The organism is Acidovorax sp. LjRoot66 (genome assembly GCF_964253305.1).
In the GTDB taxonomy this organism is placed as follows: Bacteria; Pseudomonadota; Gammaproteobacteria; order Burkholderiales; family Burkholderiaceae_C; genus Acidovorax.
In genome coordinates, this window is sequence record NZ_CAXUQU020000001.1 from 2457814 (window position 1) to 2474171 (window position 16358).

Consider the following 16358-nt stretch of genomic DNA (forward strand, 5'->3'; position numbering starts at 1 on the left):
CCGCATGCCGCCGGCCCATACACAGAGAAGACAGCGATGGCGCGGGTGGCGCCATCGCTGGCCGGTCGATCATGAACAAGACAACATGCGTCTTCGCACAGCCAGCACTCTTGGCGCTGGAGTGGGGGCGAGGCTAACCGCACGGCACCGTGGCAGCACACGCGTTATCCCTGAGCGGTTAGACCGGGCACGGGGGCAAGGCCTGTGGCTGCCGTCGATTGCTATGCCTTGGATAGCAACTTGTTGATCCTCCACAACAGTCTCAGGCCATCACGGTGCGTCTTGACAAGGCGTCGCTGGCCTGGCTTGCCGCCCATGAATGTTTCTTACACAGCGCTGCTGTCTGCCCTGTGCGCCAGCACCAGTGCAATTTCAACCAGGGGTGCCGCAGCCGCCTGGCCTGCCGCGCCGGCCGCAGGGGGCTGTGGCCGTGCCAGCGAATGGGCGTGCACCGCCGGTGGTGACACCTGCTGGCGGGCCAGGCCGCCGGCCATCCAGCTGCACACCATGCGCCTGGCGTCCGCTATGCGGGCGGGTTCGCGCACGAACAGCTCGCACGAGAGGGTGCGGTGCCTGTGGCTGCCGGCCTCGCGCAGCAGGCGGTCGGCGGCGGCCAGCACCTGGGCCAGGCTGTGCTCCAGATCCTGTGCGGGCGAGGGTGTTGCAGCGGTGTTCAGGCAGGTGATGCGCACGCACAGCGAGGTGGGCGCGTGGCGCACGCCCACACGCAACCGGGCCACCACGCGCGGTGCTGTCGCGGTCAGGCTGGCGGCGGGCGGGGCGGTGCTGCAATCGATGGCCATGGTGTTGTGATTCGGGTCGCGTTGTGTTCGTTCCGTCAGTCCAGCGTGCCCAGACGGCGGGCGCTGGCGGCCACGGCCCCCAGCAGACCCGCCAGCAGCAGCAAGGCGGCCACCAGGCTGGTGCCGTGCGCCACGAAGCCGATCAGCGCCGGGCCCATGAGCACGCCGGCATAACCCATGGTGGCAATCGCGGGAACCGCCAGGCTCTCCGGCATGGCGTGCTGCCTGCCAGCGAGTGAAAACAGCACCGGCACGATGTTCGAGCAGCCCAGGCCCACCAGCGCAAAACCGGGCAGGGCCAGAGGCCAGGTGGGCGCCAGCGTGGCCAGCCCCAGGCCGGCAGCGGCCAGCAGGGCGCCTGTGAGCACCGTGCGCTGCGGGCCTATGCGGCGGACCCAGCGGTCCCCGGTGAGGCGGCCCACCGTCATGGCCGTGGCGAAGGCGGCATAGCCCAGGCCCGCGCGCTCGGCGGGCATGCCCTGCACCTGGGTGAGGAACACGGCGCTCCAGTCCAGCATGGCGCCCTCGGCCAGGAAGAGGATGAAGCACAGCGTGCCGATGAACAAGACCACGCCCGTGGGGCGGGCGAAGGCCGGGCCGCTCTGCGCGCCGCCGCCGGCCAGGAAATGTGGTGCCGCCAGCGCCAGCAGTGCCAGCACCACGGCCGCCACGGCGGCGGTGGCCTGACCCAGCGAGGTACCCAGCACACCCAGCAGCACGATCATGCCGCCGGCCCCTGCCACACCGCCCAGGCTGAACAGCCCGTGAAAGCCCGACATCATGGGCCGGCCACTGGCCCGCTCGACGAGGATGGCCTGGATGTTGCCCGCGCAGCCCAGCCCGCCGATGCCCGCGCCGAACAGGAACAGCGCCACGCCCAGCCAGGGCGCCGTGGGCGCCAGGGCCAGCAGCGGCAGGCTGGCGCAGACCAGCAGCGCGGACGCCACCAGCACCCGCCGGCAGCCCCAGCGCGCGCTGAGCGCACCGGCCAGCGGCATGGAGACGATGGAGCCTGCGCCCATGCACAGCAACAGCAGGCCGAGTGTGGCCTCGTGGAGGGACAGCTGTGCCTTGGTGAAGGGCACCAGCGGCGCCCAGGCCGCCATGGCAAAGCCGCTGATGAAGAAGGCCACGCGCGTGGCGTGCGCCGCTGCCCGGCTGGCGGCCAAAGGGCGTGCCGGGGCCGTGGCAGAGATCGGTGCGGTTGTGCTTGCGCTGGAAGCCGTCATGGTGGGCAGGGGGATAGCCAGTGTGGCGCCGTTGGATGGCGGGGCGATGACGCTGCGACCATGCCCTGGGCTGGCGGGAGGGCTTTGCACCGGTGGTGGCCGGGCGGGCCGTTGCGCAGGCATGTCGCAGGCCCGGCACATGATGAGCAAATCTAACCAGTTGTGTCCTTGCATGGGGCCGATGCTACGCAGTGGCGCTACGGAAGACTATCGACAATAATTCGCAAACTCATGAAACCAGCTCATGCCAAAAATGGTCACGCCGTCCCGGGCTCGCCCCGCCGCCTGCCGCCGCTGAACATGCTGCGCGCCTTCGAGGCGGCAGGCCGGCTGCTCAGCGTGACGCAGGCCGCGCACGAACTGTCGGTGACGCAAAGCGCCGTCAGCCACCAAATCAAGGCGCTGGAGGAATGGCTGGGCGTGGCCCTGGTGCAGCGCGAGGGGCGGGGCCTGGCGCTCACGCCGCCGGGCGCTGCCTACCTGCCGGGGCTGACCAGCGCGCTGGACCTGATGGCCCGGTCCACCGCCGGCATCAAGCGGCCCACGCGACGCAACACGCTGGCGGTGAATGCCACCTCCACCTTCGCCACGCAGTGGCTGATCCCGCGCCTGGCGGCGTTCTGCGCGCAGATGCCGGGGCTGGATGTGCAGCTCGTCACGACGGTGGGGCATCTGGACTTCGAGCCGGCGGACTATGACGTCTCGATCCGCTGCTTTGCCGATGGCGAACTGGCGCTGCTGCAGCAGCGCACACCCTGGCGCGGCATCCGTGCGGGTGCGTTTCTTCCCGATGTGCTCACCCCCGTGTGCAGCCCCGCGCTGCTGGCGGGCGCCAAGGCCATCCAGGCGCCACGCGATCTGGCGCGGCACACGCTGCTGCACAGCCGCTCGACCCCGCTGGTGTGGCAGCAGTGGCTGCAGGAGGCGGGCACGCAGGACATCCAGCCCGCCGGCGACTTGGTGTTCGACCATGCCCACCTGAGCGTGCAGGCCGCCATCCAGGGCCTGGGCGTGGCGCTGGGCAACCCGCGTTTCCTGGGCGAGGCGCTGGCCAGCGGGTTGCTGGCCATGCCTTTCCCGCAGCTGCTCTCGGGCGACAAGAAGTATTACTGGATGCTCTCGCCACGCGCCGCGCAGGATGCGGCGTCGGTGGCGTTCTGCGACTGGCTGGCGGTGGCCTGAGCCGCCCGCCGGGCATTGACCGCTTACATCACCAGCGCCCGCCCCAGCATCACGCACCAGTCCCAGGGATTGAGCTTGGGGCGCGTGTGCAGGCTGGCGCCCCTGAGGGCCTGCACCTTGTCCAGGATGCGCAGGCCGCCTTGTACCACCAGACGCAGCTCCCAGCCTGCGCGGCCGGGCAGGCGGTGCACCAGCGGCGCGCCGCGCAGCATGCTGGCGCGGGCCCAGGCGGCGCAGTCCAGGATCAGGCGGGCGTTCTCTGGCGTGCTGCGCAGCTCCAGCAGCTCGGCCTGGCAGGCGCCGTGGGCAGCGCAGTCCTCGCGCGGCAGGTAGTGGCGTCCGCGCGGGATGTCCACGCTCAGGTCCTGCCAGAAATTGGCCAATTGCAGCGCGGTGCAGATGTCGTCGCTCTGCGACAGGGCCTCTTCCCCGTCCACGCCGTACAGGTGCAGCAGCAGCCGGCCCACGGGGTTGGCCGAGCGGCGGCAGTAATCGACCAGCTCGGTGCGGTCGGCGTAGCCGTCGGCATCGCGGGTTTTTTCCACGTCCTGGGCAAAGGCGCTGAGCAGGTCGGCGAGCAGCGGCACGGGCAGGTGGTGGCTGACCAGCACGGCCTGCAGCGGCACGAACACATCGGCCCAGCGGGGCGAGGGGGCATGGCCCTCGGCGATGGCCGAGAGGTCTGCGTTGAACGCGGCCAGATCGGCCAGGCGCTCGGCGGGTGGGGCATCGCCCTCGTCGGCGATGTCGTCGGCCGTGCGTGCGAAAGCGTAGATGGCGGCGATGACGGGGCGCAGGTGCGGCGGGCACAGCAGCGATGCGACGGGGAAATTTTCGTAATGCGTGACCGGCGGGGCCACTGCGGGGGCGGTGGATGGGGCGGCAGCGGGCGAGGTGCTTGGGGTGGGGTTCACGGCATGGATTGTCGCTTGACAAGGCGGAGACGTTCTCATAGATTACTAACCAGTCAGTCAGTAACTTGTTTTGTCAGTGTTAACCCTGAACGCCCTGGCGGTCGTGGGGGTGGCGCTGGCCGACCTTCGTGTTGCCCTTTTCATTCACCGGATTTTCCATGCGCACACCCTCCGCTTCGCGGCCCATTCACCGGCCCTCCAGGTTTTTGTTGCTGGCGGCCTCGGCCCTGGTGCTGGCCGCCTGCTCGCGGCCCGCCCCGCCCGAGGAGCCGGTGCGCTCCGTCAAGCTGATGACGGTCGGCGTGGGAGCATTGCAGTCGCAGGTGGAATACGCCGGTGAGGTGCGTGCCCGCGTGGAATCGCGCCTGGGCTTTCGCGTGGCGGGCAAGATCGTGCAGCGCCAGGCCGAACTCGGCCAGCGCGTGAAGGCCGGCGACGTGCTCGCCCAGCTCGACCCGCGCGACTACCAGCTGGCGGCCGATTCGGCGCGTGCGCAACTGGCCTCGGCCACCACGCAGCGCGACCTGGCGGCGGCCGACTACAAGCGTTACCAGACCCTGAAGGACCAGAACTTCATCAGCGGCGCCGAGCTGGAGCGCCGCGACGCGACCTTGAAGGCCGCGCAGGCCACGCTGGACCAGGCGCGTGCGCAACTGTCGTCGCAGGGCAACCAGGCCACCTACACGCGCCTGGTGGCCGACGTGTCGGGCGTGGTCACGGGCATTGAGGCCGAGCCGGGCCAGGTCGTCTCTGCCGGCACGCCGGTGGTGCGCATCGCGCAAGACGGCCCGCGCGACGTGGTGTTTGCCGTGCCCGAAGACAAGGTCGCCCAGATCGCCGTGGGCTCCGACGTGGCCGTGCGCGGCTGGTCGGGCGGTGCCGAGCTGGCGGGCAAGGTGCGCGAGGTGGCGGCCAGTGCCGATGCGGCCACGCGCACCTTCCAGGTCAAGGTGGCCATCGAGGGCAAGGACGCCCCGGCCCTGGGCGCCACGGTATACGCCCAGCCCAAGGCGCTGGGCCATGCCGGCGTGGTGGCCATCAAGCTGCCCACCAGCGCGCTGCGCCAGGAGGGCCAGGCCACGGCCGTGTGGGTGTACGACCAGGCCACCAGCACCGTCAAATCACAGGTGGTGCAGATCGCCACGGCCGACGGCAACGATGCCGTGGTGGCCGCAGGCCTGACCCCCGGCATGCAGGTGGTGGCCACGGGCGTGCACGTGCTCTCGCCTGGGCAGAAGGTCATGATCTACCAGCCCAAGTCGAGCGGTGCCCCTGCGGCCAAGGCGCAGACGGCTGCCGGCAATGTGGCGCTGCCTGCAGCGCCCCCCGCGCCAGCGGCGACGCCCGTGGCTGCGGCCCCTGCTTCCAAGTAAGGGCCCGCCATGAGCCAGATCCAACCAAAAGAGGGGTTCAACCTCTCCAAATGGGCGCTCGACCACCCGGCGCTCACGCGCTACCTGATGGTGGTGCTGATGCTGCTGGGCTTTGCCGCCTACTTCCAGCTGGGGCAGGACGAAGACCCGCCCTTCACCTTCCGCGCCATGGTGGTGCGCACCTACTGGCCCGGCGCCACGGCGCAGCAGGTGGCCGAGCAGGTCACCGACAAGCTCGAGCGCACCCTGCAGGAGGTGCCCTACGCCGACAAGATCCGCAGCTATTCCAAGCCCGGCGAGTCGCAGATCATCTTCCAGATCAAGGACTCGTCCAAGGGCAGTGAGGTGGCCAACGTCTGGTACACCGTGCGCAAGAAGATCGGGGACATGCGCTACACGCTGCCCACGGGCATCCAGGGGCCGTTCTTCAACGACGACTTCGGTGACGTGTATGGCGTGATCTACGCGCTCGAATCCGAAGGCTTCAGCTACGCCGAACTCAAGAACTTTGCCGACGATGCACGCCAGCAGCTGCTGCGCGTGCCCGACGTGGCCAAGGTCGAACTCTTCGGCGTGCAGGACGAGAAGCTCTTCATCGAAATCTCGCAAAAGCGCCTGTCGCAGCTGGGCCTGGACATGAACCAGGTGCTGGCCCAACTGGGCCAGCAGAACGCCGTGGAAGGCGCGGGCGCCGTGCAGACCCCGCTGGACCAGGTGCAGGTGCGCGTGGCCGGCCAGTTCAATGCGGTGGAAGACCTCGCGGCCATGCCGATCCGCGGCCCCTCTGGCGCCCAGCTGCGCCTGGGCGACATCGCCGAGATCAAGCGTGGCTACGTGGAGCCCACCGCCGTGAAGGTGCGCCACCAGGGCAAGGAAGTGATCGCCCTGGGTGTCTCCATGACCAAGGGCGGCGACATCATCGCCCTGGGCAAGGCGCTGCATGTGGCCACCGACCGCATCGGCGCCGCGCTGCCCGCCGGCGTGAAGCTGGTGAACGTGCAGGACCAGCCCAAGGCCGTGGCCACCTCGGTCAACGAATTCGTGAAGGTGCTGATCGAGGCCGTGGTCATCGTGCTGGCCGTGAGCTTCGTCGCCCTGGGTTTCCACCGCCGCCCCGGCAAGCAGCCACTGTGGAAGCGCTGGTACATCGACCCGCGCCCCGGCCTGGTGGTGGGCATCACCATTCCCATGGTGCTTGCCGTGACATTCCTGGGCATGTGGTACTGGAACATCGGGCTGCACAAGATCTCGCTGGGTTCGCTCATCATCGCCCTGGGCCTGCTGGTGGACGACGCCATCATCGCCGTGGAGATGATGGTGCTCAAGCTCGAAGAGGGCTACGACAAGGTGCGCGCCGCCACCTTCGCCTACGAGCTCACGGCCATGCCCATGCTCACGGGCACGCTGATCACGGCGGTGGGCTTTCTGCCCATCGGCATCGCCAAGTCGACCACGGGCGAGTACACCTTCGCGATCTTCGCGGTGACGGTGCTCGCGCTGGTCCTGAGCTGGATCGTGTCGGTCTACTTCGTGCCCTACCTGGGCACCCTGCTGCTCAAGGTGCCGGCCCATGTGGCCCACGCGCAAGAGCACCACGGCGTGGAGGCGGGCGGGCACGAGGTGTTCGACAGCCCGTTCTACAACTTCTTTCGCCGCCTGGTGACCTGGTGCGTGCGCCACCGCTGGATCACCATCGCTCTCACCGTGGGTACGTTTGCCCTGGGCATCTTCGGCATGGGCCAGGTGCAGCAGCAGTTCTTCCCCGATTCGAGCCGCCCCGAGATCATCGTCGACGTGTGGTTCCCCGAAGGCACGTCCTTCGCGGGCAACGAAGAGGTCACCAAGCGCGTGGAAGCGCGCCTGCTGGCCGAGCCGGGCGTGAACACCGTGAGCACCTGGGTGGGCTCGGGCGTGCCGCGCTTCTACCTGCCGCTGGACCAGGTGTTCCCGCAGAGCAACGTGTCGCAGTTCATCGTGGTGCCGCAGGACCTGAAAGTGCGCGAGAGCCTGCGCATCAAGCTGCCCGGCCTGCTGGCGCAGGAGTTCCCTGAAGTGCGTGGCCGCGTGAAGCTGCTGCCCAATGGGCCACCCGTGCCGTACCCGGTGCAGTTCCGCGTGGTCGGGCTGGACCCGCTGGTGCTGCGCGAGCGCGCCGACGAGGTCAAGGCCGCCCTGCGCGAGAACCCCCAGATGCGTGGCGTGAACGACAACTGGAACGAGTCCGTGAAGGTGCTGCGCCTGGAAGTGGACCAGGCCAAGGCGCGCGCCCTGGGCGTGACCAGCCAGTCCATCGCCCAGGCCAGCAAGACCATCCTCTCGGGCACGCAGGTGGGCCAGTTCCGCGAGGGCGACAAGCTCATCGACATCATGCTGCGCCAGCCGCTCGATGAGCGCAACGCCATCACCGACATCGCCAACGCCTACCTGCCCACGGCCTCGGGCAAGTCGATCCCGCTCACGCAGATCGCCAAGCCCGTGTTCACCTGGGAGCCGGGCGTGATGTGGCGTGAGAACCGCGACTACGCCATCACGGTGCAGGGCGACGTGACCGAAGGCGTGCAGGGCGCCACCGTCACCGCGCAGCTGCTGCCGGGCCTGCGCGCCATCGAGGCCAAGTGGCGCGAGGCCGGGCAGGGCGGCTACCGCATCGAGGTGGCAGGTGCCGTGGAGGAAAGCTCCAAGGGATCGGCCTCCATTGCGGCGGGCATCCCGATCATGCTGTTCGTCACCTTCACGCTGCTGATGCTGCAGTTGCACAGCTTCAGCCGCGCGATGCTGGTGTTCCTGACCGGGCCGCTGGGACTGGCCGGCGTGGCAGGCGCGCTGATCCTGCTCAACCGCCCCTTCGGCTTTGTGGCGCTGCTTGGAGTGATCGCGCTGATGGGCATGATCCAGCGCAACTCGGTGATCCTGATCGACCAGATCGAGCAGGACCGCGCCAAGGGCATCCCCGCGTGGGACGCCATCGTCGAATCCGCCGTGCGCCGGCTGCGCCCCATCGTGCTCACGGCCGCTGCTGCGGTTCTGGCCATGATCCCGCTGTCGCGCAGCGTGTTCTGGGGCCCGATGGCCGTGGCCATCATGGGCGGGCTGATCGTGGCCACGGTGCTGACTTTGCTGGCCCTGCCGGCGATGTACGCGGCCTGGTTCCGCGTGAAGCGGCCCGAGGACGAGCGCGCCGCCCTGGCCTGAGTGCCCGCCGATGGCCACCCCTGCCGCTGGCAGGGGTGGCCTCGGGGCAGGGTGAACCCTTGCACGCAATGTGCATGCGGAAATCGGTGTGCGCCGCTTCTCAGGTTAAAATCTAAGGTTGACCGATTTCACACAGGCGGCGGGCATAGCTTGCCGCCTGTTTGTTTGTTAGTTGTAGAACCGCGCGGGTGGCGAAATTGGTAGACGCACCAGGTTTAGGTCCTGACGGTAGCAATACTGTGCGGGTTCGAGTCCCGCCCCGCGCACCATCCATGTGAGACTTTGCGGAACACTGCGCTGCAGACAGCACGATCACATCCATAAGAGGAATAGCCATGTCCGTTACTGTTGAAACCCTTGAGAAGCTCGAGCGCAAGATCACGCTGAGCGTGCCCCTGACCGTGATCCAGACCGAAGTCGACACGCGTCTGAAGCGCCTTGCGCGCACCGTGAAGATGGACGGCTTCCGTCCCGGCAAGGTGCCCATGAACGTGGTCGCCCAGCGTTACGGCTATTCCGTGCAGTACGAAGTGCTCAACGACAAGGTCGGTGAAGCCTTTGCCGTGGCCGCCAACGAAGCCAAGCTGCGCGTGGCCGGCCAGCCCCGCATCACCGAAAAAGACGGTGCCCCCGAAGGCCAGGTGACCTTCGACGCCATCTTCGAAGTGTTCCCCGAAGTCAAGATCGGTGACCTGTCGGACGCCGAAGTCGAGAAGCTGTCGGCCGATGTGACCGATTCGGCCATCGACAAGACCATCGACATCCTGCGCAAGCAGCGTCGCACCTTCGCCCAGCGCGCCCAGGGCGCCCCTGCCGAAGACGGTGACCGCGTGTCCGTGGACTTCGAAGGCAAGATCGACGGCGAGCCGTTCGAAGGCGGCAAGGCCGAGGACTTCCAGTTCCTGGTCGGCGAAGGCCAGATGCTCAAGGAATTCGAAGAAGCCGTGCGCGGCATGAAGACCGGCGAAAGCAAGACCTTCCCGCTGGCTTTCCCTGCCGACTACCACGGCAAGGACGTGGCCGGCAAGACGGCTGACTTCCTGGTCACGGTCAAGAAGATCGAAGCCGCCAACCTGCCCGAAGTGAACGACGCCCTGGCCAAGTCGCTGGGCATCGCCGACGGCTCGGTGGACGGCCTGCGCGCCGACATCAAGAAGAACCTGGAGCGCGAAGTCAAGTTCCGCCTGCTGGCCCGCAACAAGCAAGCCGTGATGGACGCCCTGGTGGCCAAGGCCGAACTCGACCTGCCCAATTCGAGCGTGCAGGCCGAAATCGGCCGCCTGCTGGAAGGCGCCCGCGCTGACCTCAAGCAACGCGGCCTGAAGGACGCCGACAAGGCCGAGATCCCTGAAGACGTGTTCCGTCCCCAGGCCGAGCGCCGCGTGCGCCTGGGCCTGGTGGTGGCCGAGCTGGTGCGTGCCAACGAACTGCAGGCCAAGCCCGAGCAGCTCAAGGCCCACATCGACGAGCTGGCTGCCAGCTACGAGAAGCCTGAAGACGTGGTGCGCTGGTACTTCGGCGACCGCCAACGCCTGGCCGAAGTGGAAGCCGTGGTCATCGAGAACAACGTGACCGACTTCGTGCTGGGCAAGGCCAAGGTCGTTGACAAGGCTGTGTCGTTCGACGAACTCATGGGCCAGCAAGGCTAAAGCCGGTGTTCGCCGGCCATCCTTTGTGGATGGCCCGGCGATAGCTTGCCGCAGGGGCTTGTGCTTTCATGCACAAGCCCCAATTCATTTCTGGGTACAGTACCTGCTTGCACTGGAGAAAACATGAGTTCACTGGATACACAAGCCTTGGGCATGGTCCCCATGGTCATCGAGCAGTCGGGACGCGGCGAGCGCTCCTACGACATCTATTCGCGCCTGCTCAAGGAGCGCATCATCTTCCTGGTGGGCGAGGTCAACGACCAGACCGCCAACCTGGTGGTGGCGCAGCTGCTCTTTTTGGAGAGCGAGAACCCCGACAAGGACATTTCGTTCTACATCAACTCGCCGGGTGGCAGCGTGACGGCCGGCATGGCCATCTACGACACCATGCAGTTCATCAAGCCTGATGTGTCGACCATGTGCGTGGGCTTTGCGGCCAGCATGGGCGCCTTCCTGCTGGCGGCCGGCGCCAAGGGCAAGCGTTTTTCGCTGCCCAACTCCAAGGTCATGATCCACCAGGTGCTGGGCGGCGCACGCGGCCAGGCCACCGACATCGAGATCCATGCGCGCGACATCCTGCGCACCAAGGACCAGATGAACCGCATCCTGGCCGAGCGCACGGGCCAGCCGCTGGAAAAGGTCAAGCACGACACCGAGCGCGATTACTTCCTCACGGCCGACGAGGCCAAGGACTACGGCCTGGTGGACCAGGTGATCGCCAAGCGCCCCTGATACGGGCGGAGCAAGAACCTGTTTACGGTCTCGCAGGGGACCCCTGGTACGGATTTGCCTTCAACCGTCTAACGTCGTTGGTCCGCCTTGCCGTGCTACAGCACTGTCTGCGGCCTCCCGCCTAGTTATACGATTGAATGCAAATCCGTATGAGAGATCGTAAACAGGTTCTAGCGGTCAGCGGCGTTCGTTTTTCCGGGAACCTGTTCCGAGCATTTGGCCTGGCGTAACGCTGGGGTTGAGTTCGGGGCTTCCTGCAGCCACAGGGGCATTGCCCCCGGGCAGGCAGGGCAGTTTTCCCGGGAAAGAACGCCGCTTTTTATTTGGTTATCATCTCCCGACAACTTTCCGAAACAAGGCATTGCCCCCATGGCCGAGAAAAAAGGCTCCTCCAGCGAGAAAACCCTCTACTGCTCTTTCTGCGGCAAAAGCCAGCACGAAGTGAAGAAGCTGATCGCCGGACCGTCCGTCTTTATCTGCGACGAGTGCATTGACCTGTGCAACGAAATCATCCGTGACGAGCTGCCCTCCGGCGACCTGGCCAAGGACGCCAAGAGCGACCTGCCCACGCCCCTGGAGATCAAGTCCAACCTGGACAACTACGTCATCGGCCAGGACGTGGCCAAGCGCACGCTGGCTGTCGCGGTGTACAACCACTACAAGCGCCTGCGCCACAAGGACAAGGCGCACAAGGACGACATCGAGCTGTCCAAGAGCAACATCCTCTTGATCGGGCCTACGGGTTCGGGCAAGACGCTGCTGGCCCAGACGCTGGCGCGCATGCTGGACGTGCCCTTCGTGATGGCCGATGCCACCACGCTGACGGAAGCCGGCTACGTGGGCGAGGACGTGGAGAACATCGTCCAGAAGCTGCTGCAAAGCTGCAACTACGAGGTCGAGCGGGCCCAGCGCGGTATCGTTTACATCGACGAGATCGACAAGATCTCGCGCAAGTCGGACAACCCCTCCATCACCCGCGATGTGTCGGGCGAGGGCGTGCAGCAGGCGCTGCTCAAGCTGATCGAAGGCACCATGGCCAGCGTGCCGCCCCAGGGCGGGCGCAAGCACCCGAACCAGGACTTTTTGCAGATCGACACGACCAACATTTTGTTCATCTGCGGCGGTGCGTTCGCGGGCCTGGAGAAGGTCATCGAGAACCGCACCGAGGCATCGGGCATCGGTTTCGGCGCATCGGTCAAGAGCAAGAAGCAGCGCTCGCTGACCGAGGTGTTCACCGAGATCGAGCCCGAGGATTTGATCAAGTTCGGCCTCATCCCCGAACTCGTGGGCCGCATGCCCGTGGTGACGGCCCTGGCCGAGCTCAGCGAAGACGCGCTGGTCGAGATCCTGACCGCGCCCAAGAACGCGCTGGTCAAGCAGTACAGCAAGCTCCTGGCCATGGAAGGCGTGGACCTGGAGATCCGTCCTGCCGCGCTCAAGGCCATCGCCCGCAAGGCGCTGGCGCGCAAGACCGGTGCCCGGGGCCTGCGTTCGATCCTGGAGCAGTCCCTGATCGGCACCATGTTCGACCTGCCCAACCAGAGCAATGTCGAGAAGGTCGTGGTGGACGAATCCACCATCGACGAAAGCAAGCCGCCGCTCCTCGTGTACCGAGAAGCAGCGAAGAAGGCCTGACATGTCCCCGCGGTGCCATGCAAGCCCCTCTTGCATGCACCGCGCCTGGCTACGCCGCCATTCAACCCTTGTGCCAGCACGGCTGGGCACGGGGGTTGAAAATCCCCACATGTGGACCATATTCCACAGAGTTAACTGAGGATTTCCATGTCCGGACATACCCCCCTGCCAGCCACCCCCATCGACCTGCCGCTGTTGCCCCTGCGCGACGTGGTGGTGTTCCCCCACATGGTGATACCGCTCTTCGTGGGCCGCCCCAAGAGCATCAAGGCGCTGGAGCTGGCCATGGAGGCCGACCGCCGCATCATGCTGGTGGCCCAGAAGGCCGCCGCCAAGGACGAGCCCTCGGTGGCCGACATGTTCGACGTCGGCTGCGTCTCCACCATCCTGCAGATGCTCAAGCTGCCTGACGGCACCGTGAAGGTGCTGGTCGAAGGCCAGCAGCGCGCACTGGTGTCGTCCATCGAAGACGCCGAGACGCACTTCAACGCCACCGTGACGCCCGTGGAGCAGTCTGCCGAGGCCACCAAGCCCAGCGAAATCGAGGCCCTGCGCCGCGCGGTGATGCAGCAGTTTGACCAGTACGTCAAGCTCAACAAGAAGATCCCGCCCGAGATCCTGACCAGCATCTCCAGCATCGACGATCCGGGTCGCCTGGCCGACACGATTGCCGCACACCTGCCGCTCAAGCTCGAGAACAAGCAGATCGTGCTCGACCTGTCGGACGTGAAGGCGCGCCTGGAAAACCTGTTCGAGCAGCTCGACCGCGAGGTCGACATCCTCAACGTCGACAAGAAGATCCGTGGCCGCGTAAAGCGCCAGATGGAGAAGAACCAGCGCGACTTCTACCTCAACGAGCAGGTCAAGGCCATCCAGAAGGAACTGGGCGAAGGCGAAGAGGGCGCGGACATCGAGGAGATCGAAAAGAAGATCAAGCTCGCCAAGATGCCTGCCGAGGCGCGCAAGAAGGCCGATGCCGAGTTCAAGAAGCTCAAGCTCATGTCGCCCATGTCGGCCGAGGCCACCGTGGTGCGCAACTACATCGACGTGCTTACGGCACTGCCATGGGCCAAGAAGACCAAGATCAAGCACGACCTGGTGAATGCCGAGGGCGTGCTCAACGAAGACCACTTCGGCCTGGACAAGGTCAAGGACCGCATCCTTGAGTACCTTGCAGTGCAGCAGCGCGTGGACAAGGTGAAGGCGCCCATCCTGTGCCTGGTGGGCCCTCCTGGCGTGGGCAAGACCTCGCTGGGCCAGTCGATCGCCAAGGCCACCGGGCGCAAGTATGTTCGCATGGCCCTGGGCGGCATGCGCGACGAGGCCGAGATCCGCGGGCACCGCCGCACCTACATCGGCGCTTTGCCGGGCAAGGTGCTGCAGAGCCTCTCGAAGGTGGGCACGCGCAATCCGCTGTTCCTGCTCGACGAGATCGACAAGCTCGGTACCGACTTCCGCGGCGACCCGTCGAGTGCGCTGCTGGAGGTGCTGGACCCCGAGCAGAACCACACCTTCGGCGACCACTACGTCGAGGTGGACTTCGACCTCTCCGACGTGATGTTCGTCGCCACGTCGAACTCGATGAACATCCCGCCGGCCCTGCTCGACCGCATGGAAGTGATCCGCTTGTCGGGTTACACCGAGGACGAGAAGACCAGCATCGCCATGAAGTACCTGCTGCCCAAGCAGCTCAAGAACAATGGCGTGAAGGACGAGGAGCTCGAGATCACCGAGCCCGCCGTGCGCGACATGGTGCGCTACTACACCCGCGAAGCTGGCGTGCGCTCGCTGGAGCGCGAGCTGTCCAAGATCTGCCGCAAGGTGGTCAAGGGTCTGCAGCTCAAGAAGTACGAGCCGCAAGTCGTCGTCACCGCCGACAACCTGCCCGACTTCCTGGGTGTGCGCAAGTACACCTACGGCCGTGCCGAGGCGCAGAACCAGGTGGGCCAGGTGGTCGGCCTGGCGTGGACCGAGGTGGGCGGCGACCTGCTCACCATAGAAGCCGCTGCCATGCCCGGTAAGGGCGTGATCACGCGCACCGGCTCGCTGGGCGACGTGATGAAGGAATCCGTGGAGGCGGCCCGCACCGTGGTGCGCAGCCGCTCGCGCATCCTGGGCATCAAGGATGAAGCCTTCGAGAAGCGCGACATCCACATCCACGTGCCCGACGGCGCCACCCCCAAGGACGGCCCGAGCGCGGGTGCCGCCATGACCACGGCCTTCGTCTCCGCGCTCACGGGCATCCCCGTGCGCGCCGACGTGGCCATGACCGGCGAGATCACCTTGCGCGGCGAAGTCACCGCCATCGGCGGCCTCAAGGAAAAGCTGCTGGCGGCCCTGCGCGGCGGTATCAAGACGGTGCTGATCCCCGAAGAGAACGTGAAGGACTTGGCCGAGATCCCGGACAACGTCAAGAGCGGCCTGGAGATCGTGCCCGTGCGCTGGATCGACAAGGTGCTGGAGATAGCGCTTGAAACCATGCCCGTGCCCCTGACGGACGAAGAGGTGGCCGCGGCGCCTGCGCCTTCGACCGACAAGGCTGCTGCGCCTGCGGCAGATGGTCTCAAGCACTGATACCTGGTAGCGAAGCCGCTGGGTAAAAAGTCGATGGAGTGAAGGCATCGCAAATTTTTTGAGGGGACTTTCAGAGACCCCCAAAAAATGCGCTACAATTCACTCCATCGCAGCACACAACGTACTAAACGATGTACAATGTAAGGCTTCGGTAAAATGCGGGAATAGCTCAGTTGGTAGAGCGCAACCTTGCCAAGGTTGAGGTCGAGAGTTCGAGACTCTTTTCCCGCTCCACACATCGCAGGCTGCTCATGCAGCAGGCAAACAAAAAGGATCCTTCGGGATCCTTTTTTGTTTTTCGCTCCCATCTGTGCTTCTCTATCTCCCCGCCTGCAGCCGCCGGGTGGGCGCAGTGTCCACTGTCAGTCACCCGCTGTTGGCGCTCTTGCCAGCGCCCGCATGCGGTCATGGCAGGCAACCTTTGAAAAAGCTCGCTGGCCAGGATGGCGGAGTACGCTACTTGAATGTGCTGCTCAGAATCACCCACTCGATTCCATCGCCATCGCCGCCCACGTCTTCATGCCTGGCAATGTTGATCGCGAGCTTGGGGCAGTCCTGGCCGTCTCCCAGCCATTTCGTGTGTCGAAAACTGAGCTTCATCGCCTTGAACTGGCGTTTGAGCTTGGTGAAGCTGGTGTTGCGGTGCAGGTCCACCCCTTGGTACTTCAATGAGCCGGCGAGGAATTCGATGTCCTGCACCTTGCTGCCGTCGTAGCGCACGCGGATGACGGTGGATTTGTCGGCGGTGAGGAAGTCGTCCTCATCCGGGTAGCGGCCGGGCTTGGGAGGCACAAAGCCCGCTGCGCCCATCGCCTTGCTCAGCGCTTCGCGATTCTGGCCCAGGTTGACCCGCAACGTGCCGCAGTTGATGCCCTGGCGCGGGACCAGTTGCCAGGATGCGTTGGCCTGCGCTGCCTTGCCACTGCAGTGGTCGGCGGGTTGGGACATGGCACTGCCGGCAAGCAATGCAGTGCACCAGGCGAGTATCTTCAGAAAACGGAGCATGGAGACGGTTCCTCGGTATGGCGTTCATGGACGGTGCCCCGGGCCCATGAGCGCAGGCTGGCCGCTGGTG

11 protein-coding genes and 2 tRNA genes are annotated in these 16358 nt (G+C 66.0%); 9 read left to right on the top strand and 4 right to left on the bottom strand.

Going from position 1 to position 16358, the window contains the following annotated elements; translation table 11 throughout:
- Positions 1-326 precede the first annotated feature (326 nt).
- Positions 327-803: a hypothetical protein gene (locus tag ACSQ3Y_RS11405; protein WP_057264147.1), complete on the bottom strand. Its 477-nt coding sequence runs from the start codon at positions 801-803 to the stop codon at positions 327-329.
- Positions 804-838: 35 nt separating this feature from the next.
- Positions 839-2032: an MFS transporter gene (locus ACSQ3Y_RS11410; protein ID WP_157412396.1), complete on the bottom strand. Its 1194-nt coding sequence runs from the start codon at positions 2030-2032 to the stop codon at positions 839-841.
- A 231-nt stretch (positions 2033-2263) separates the two neighbouring features.
- Here ACSQ3Y_RS11410 and ACSQ3Y_RS11415 point away from each other — a divergent pair, with 231 nt between their 5' ends.
- The gene (locus ACSQ3Y_RS11415) at positions 2264-3214 is read left to right on the top strand and encodes a LysR substrate-binding domain-containing protein (protein WP_235514336.1); all 951 of its coding nucleotides are present in this window, start codon (positions 2264-2266) and stop codon (positions 3212-3214) included.
- A gap of 23 nt (positions 3215-3237) precedes the next feature.
- Here ACSQ3Y_RS11415 and hpnC read toward each other — a convergent pair whose 3' ends face one another.
- A complete protein-coding gene (gene hpnC / locus ACSQ3Y_RS11420) occupies positions 3238-4128 on the bottom strand; it encodes a squalene synthase HpnC (RefSeq protein WP_057200964.1) in 891 nt (296 codons plus the stop codon).
- 158 nt (positions 4129-4286) lie between these two features.
- Between hpnC and ACSQ3Y_RS11425 the strand changes: the two genes are divergently transcribed.
- From ACSQ3Y_RS11425 to ACSQ3Y_RS11460, 8 genes are all read left to right on the top strand, one after another.
- Positions 4287-5501 (top strand): efflux RND transporter periplasmic adaptor subunit, encoded by a 1215-nt coding sequence (locus ACSQ3Y_RS11425; protein WP_436177353.1) that lies wholly within the window; start codon positions 4287-4289, stop codon positions 5499-5501.
- Positions 5502-5510: 9 nt separating this feature from the next.
- On the top strand, positions 5511-8693 hold the full coding sequence (locus tag ACSQ3Y_RS11430) for an efflux RND transporter permease subunit (RefSeq protein ID WP_057264141.1): 3183 nt from the start codon (positions 5511-5513) through the stop codon (positions 8691-8693).
- A gap of 182 nt (positions 8694-8875) precedes the next feature.
- Positions 8876-8962 (top strand) — tRNA-Leu (locus tag ACSQ3Y_RS11435).
- A 66-nt stretch (positions 8963-9028) separates the two neighbouring features.
- Positions 9029-10342: a trigger factor gene (tig, locus tag ACSQ3Y_RS11440; RefSeq protein WP_057200961.1), complete on the top strand. Its 1314-nt coding sequence runs from the start codon at positions 9029-9031 to the stop codon at positions 10340-10342.
- A gap of 123 nt (positions 10343-10465) precedes the next feature.
- On the top strand, positions 10466-11074 hold the full coding sequence (clpP, locus tag ACSQ3Y_RS11445; RefSeq protein WP_057200960.1) for an ATP-dependent Clp endopeptidase proteolytic subunit ClpP: 609 nt from the start codon (positions 10466-10468) through the stop codon (positions 11072-11074).
- A 369-nt stretch (positions 11075-11443) separates the two neighbouring features.
- Positions 11444-12709, top strand: coding sequence for an ATP-dependent Clp protease ATP-binding subunit ClpX (gene clpX, locus ACSQ3Y_RS11450; protein WP_057200959.1), 1266 nt, complete (start codon positions 11444-11446; stop codon positions 12707-12709).
- 147 nt (positions 12710-12856) lie between these two features.
- The gene (lon, locus tag ACSQ3Y_RS11455) at positions 12857-15283 is read left to right on the top strand and encodes an endopeptidase La (protein ID WP_436177354.1); all 2427 of its coding nucleotides are present in this window, start codon (positions 12857-12859) and stop codon (positions 15281-15283) included.
- 158 nt (positions 15284-15441) lie between these two features.
- Positions 15442-15517: transfer RNA gene (locus ACSQ3Y_RS11460), tRNA-Gly, on the top strand.
- A gap of 222 nt (positions 15518-15739) precedes the next feature.
- Here the strand turns inward: ACSQ3Y_RS11460 and ACSQ3Y_RS11465 are convergent.
- Complete coding sequence (locus ACSQ3Y_RS11465) at positions 15740-16288, bottom strand: hypothetical protein (RefSeq protein ID WP_436177355.1); 549 nt, start codon at positions 16286-16288, stop codon at positions 15740-15742.
- Positions 16289-16358 lie beyond the last annotated feature (70 nt).

Bases quoted from the DNA above. Each gene is read 5' to 3' on its own strand.
- ACSQ3Y_RS11405 (WP_057264147.1), bottom strand. From the start codon at position 803: ATGGCCATCGATTGCAGCACCGCCCCGCCCGCCGCCAGCCTGACCGCG.
- ACSQ3Y_RS11410 (WP_157412396.1), bottom strand. From the start codon at position 2,032: ATGACGGCTTCCAGCGCAAGCACAACCGCACCGATCTCTGCCACGGCC.
- ACSQ3Y_RS11415 (WP_235514336.1), top strand. From the start codon at position 2,264: ATGAAACCAGCTCATGCCAAAAATGGTCACGCCGTCCCGGGCTCGCCC.
- ACSQ3Y_RS11425 (WP_436177353.1), top strand. From the start codon at position 4,287: ATGCGCACACCCTCCGCTTCGCGGCCCATTCACCGGCCCTCCAGGTTT.
- ACSQ3Y_RS11430 (WP_057264141.1), top strand. From the start codon at position 5,511: ATGAGCCAGATCCAACCAAAAGAGGGGTTCAACCTCTCCAAATGGGCG.
- tig (WP_057200961.1), top strand. From the start codon at position 9,029: ATGTCCGTTACTGTTGAAACCCTTGAGAAGCTCGAGCGCAAGATCACG.
- clpP (WP_057200960.1), top strand. From the start codon at position 10,466: ATGAGTTCACTGGATACACAAGCCTTGGGCATGGTCCCCATGGTCATC.
- clpX (WP_057200959.1), top strand. From the start codon at position 11,444: ATGGCCGAGAAAAAAGGCTCCTCCAGCGAGAAAACCCTCTACTGCTCT.
- lon (WP_436177354.1), top strand. From the start codon at position 12,857: ATGTCCGGACATACCCCCCTGCCAGCCACCCCCATCGACCTGCCGCTG.
- ACSQ3Y_RS11465 (WP_436177355.1), bottom strand. From the start codon at position 16,288: ATGCTCCGTTTTCTGAAGATACTCGCCTGGTGCACTGCATTGCTTGCC.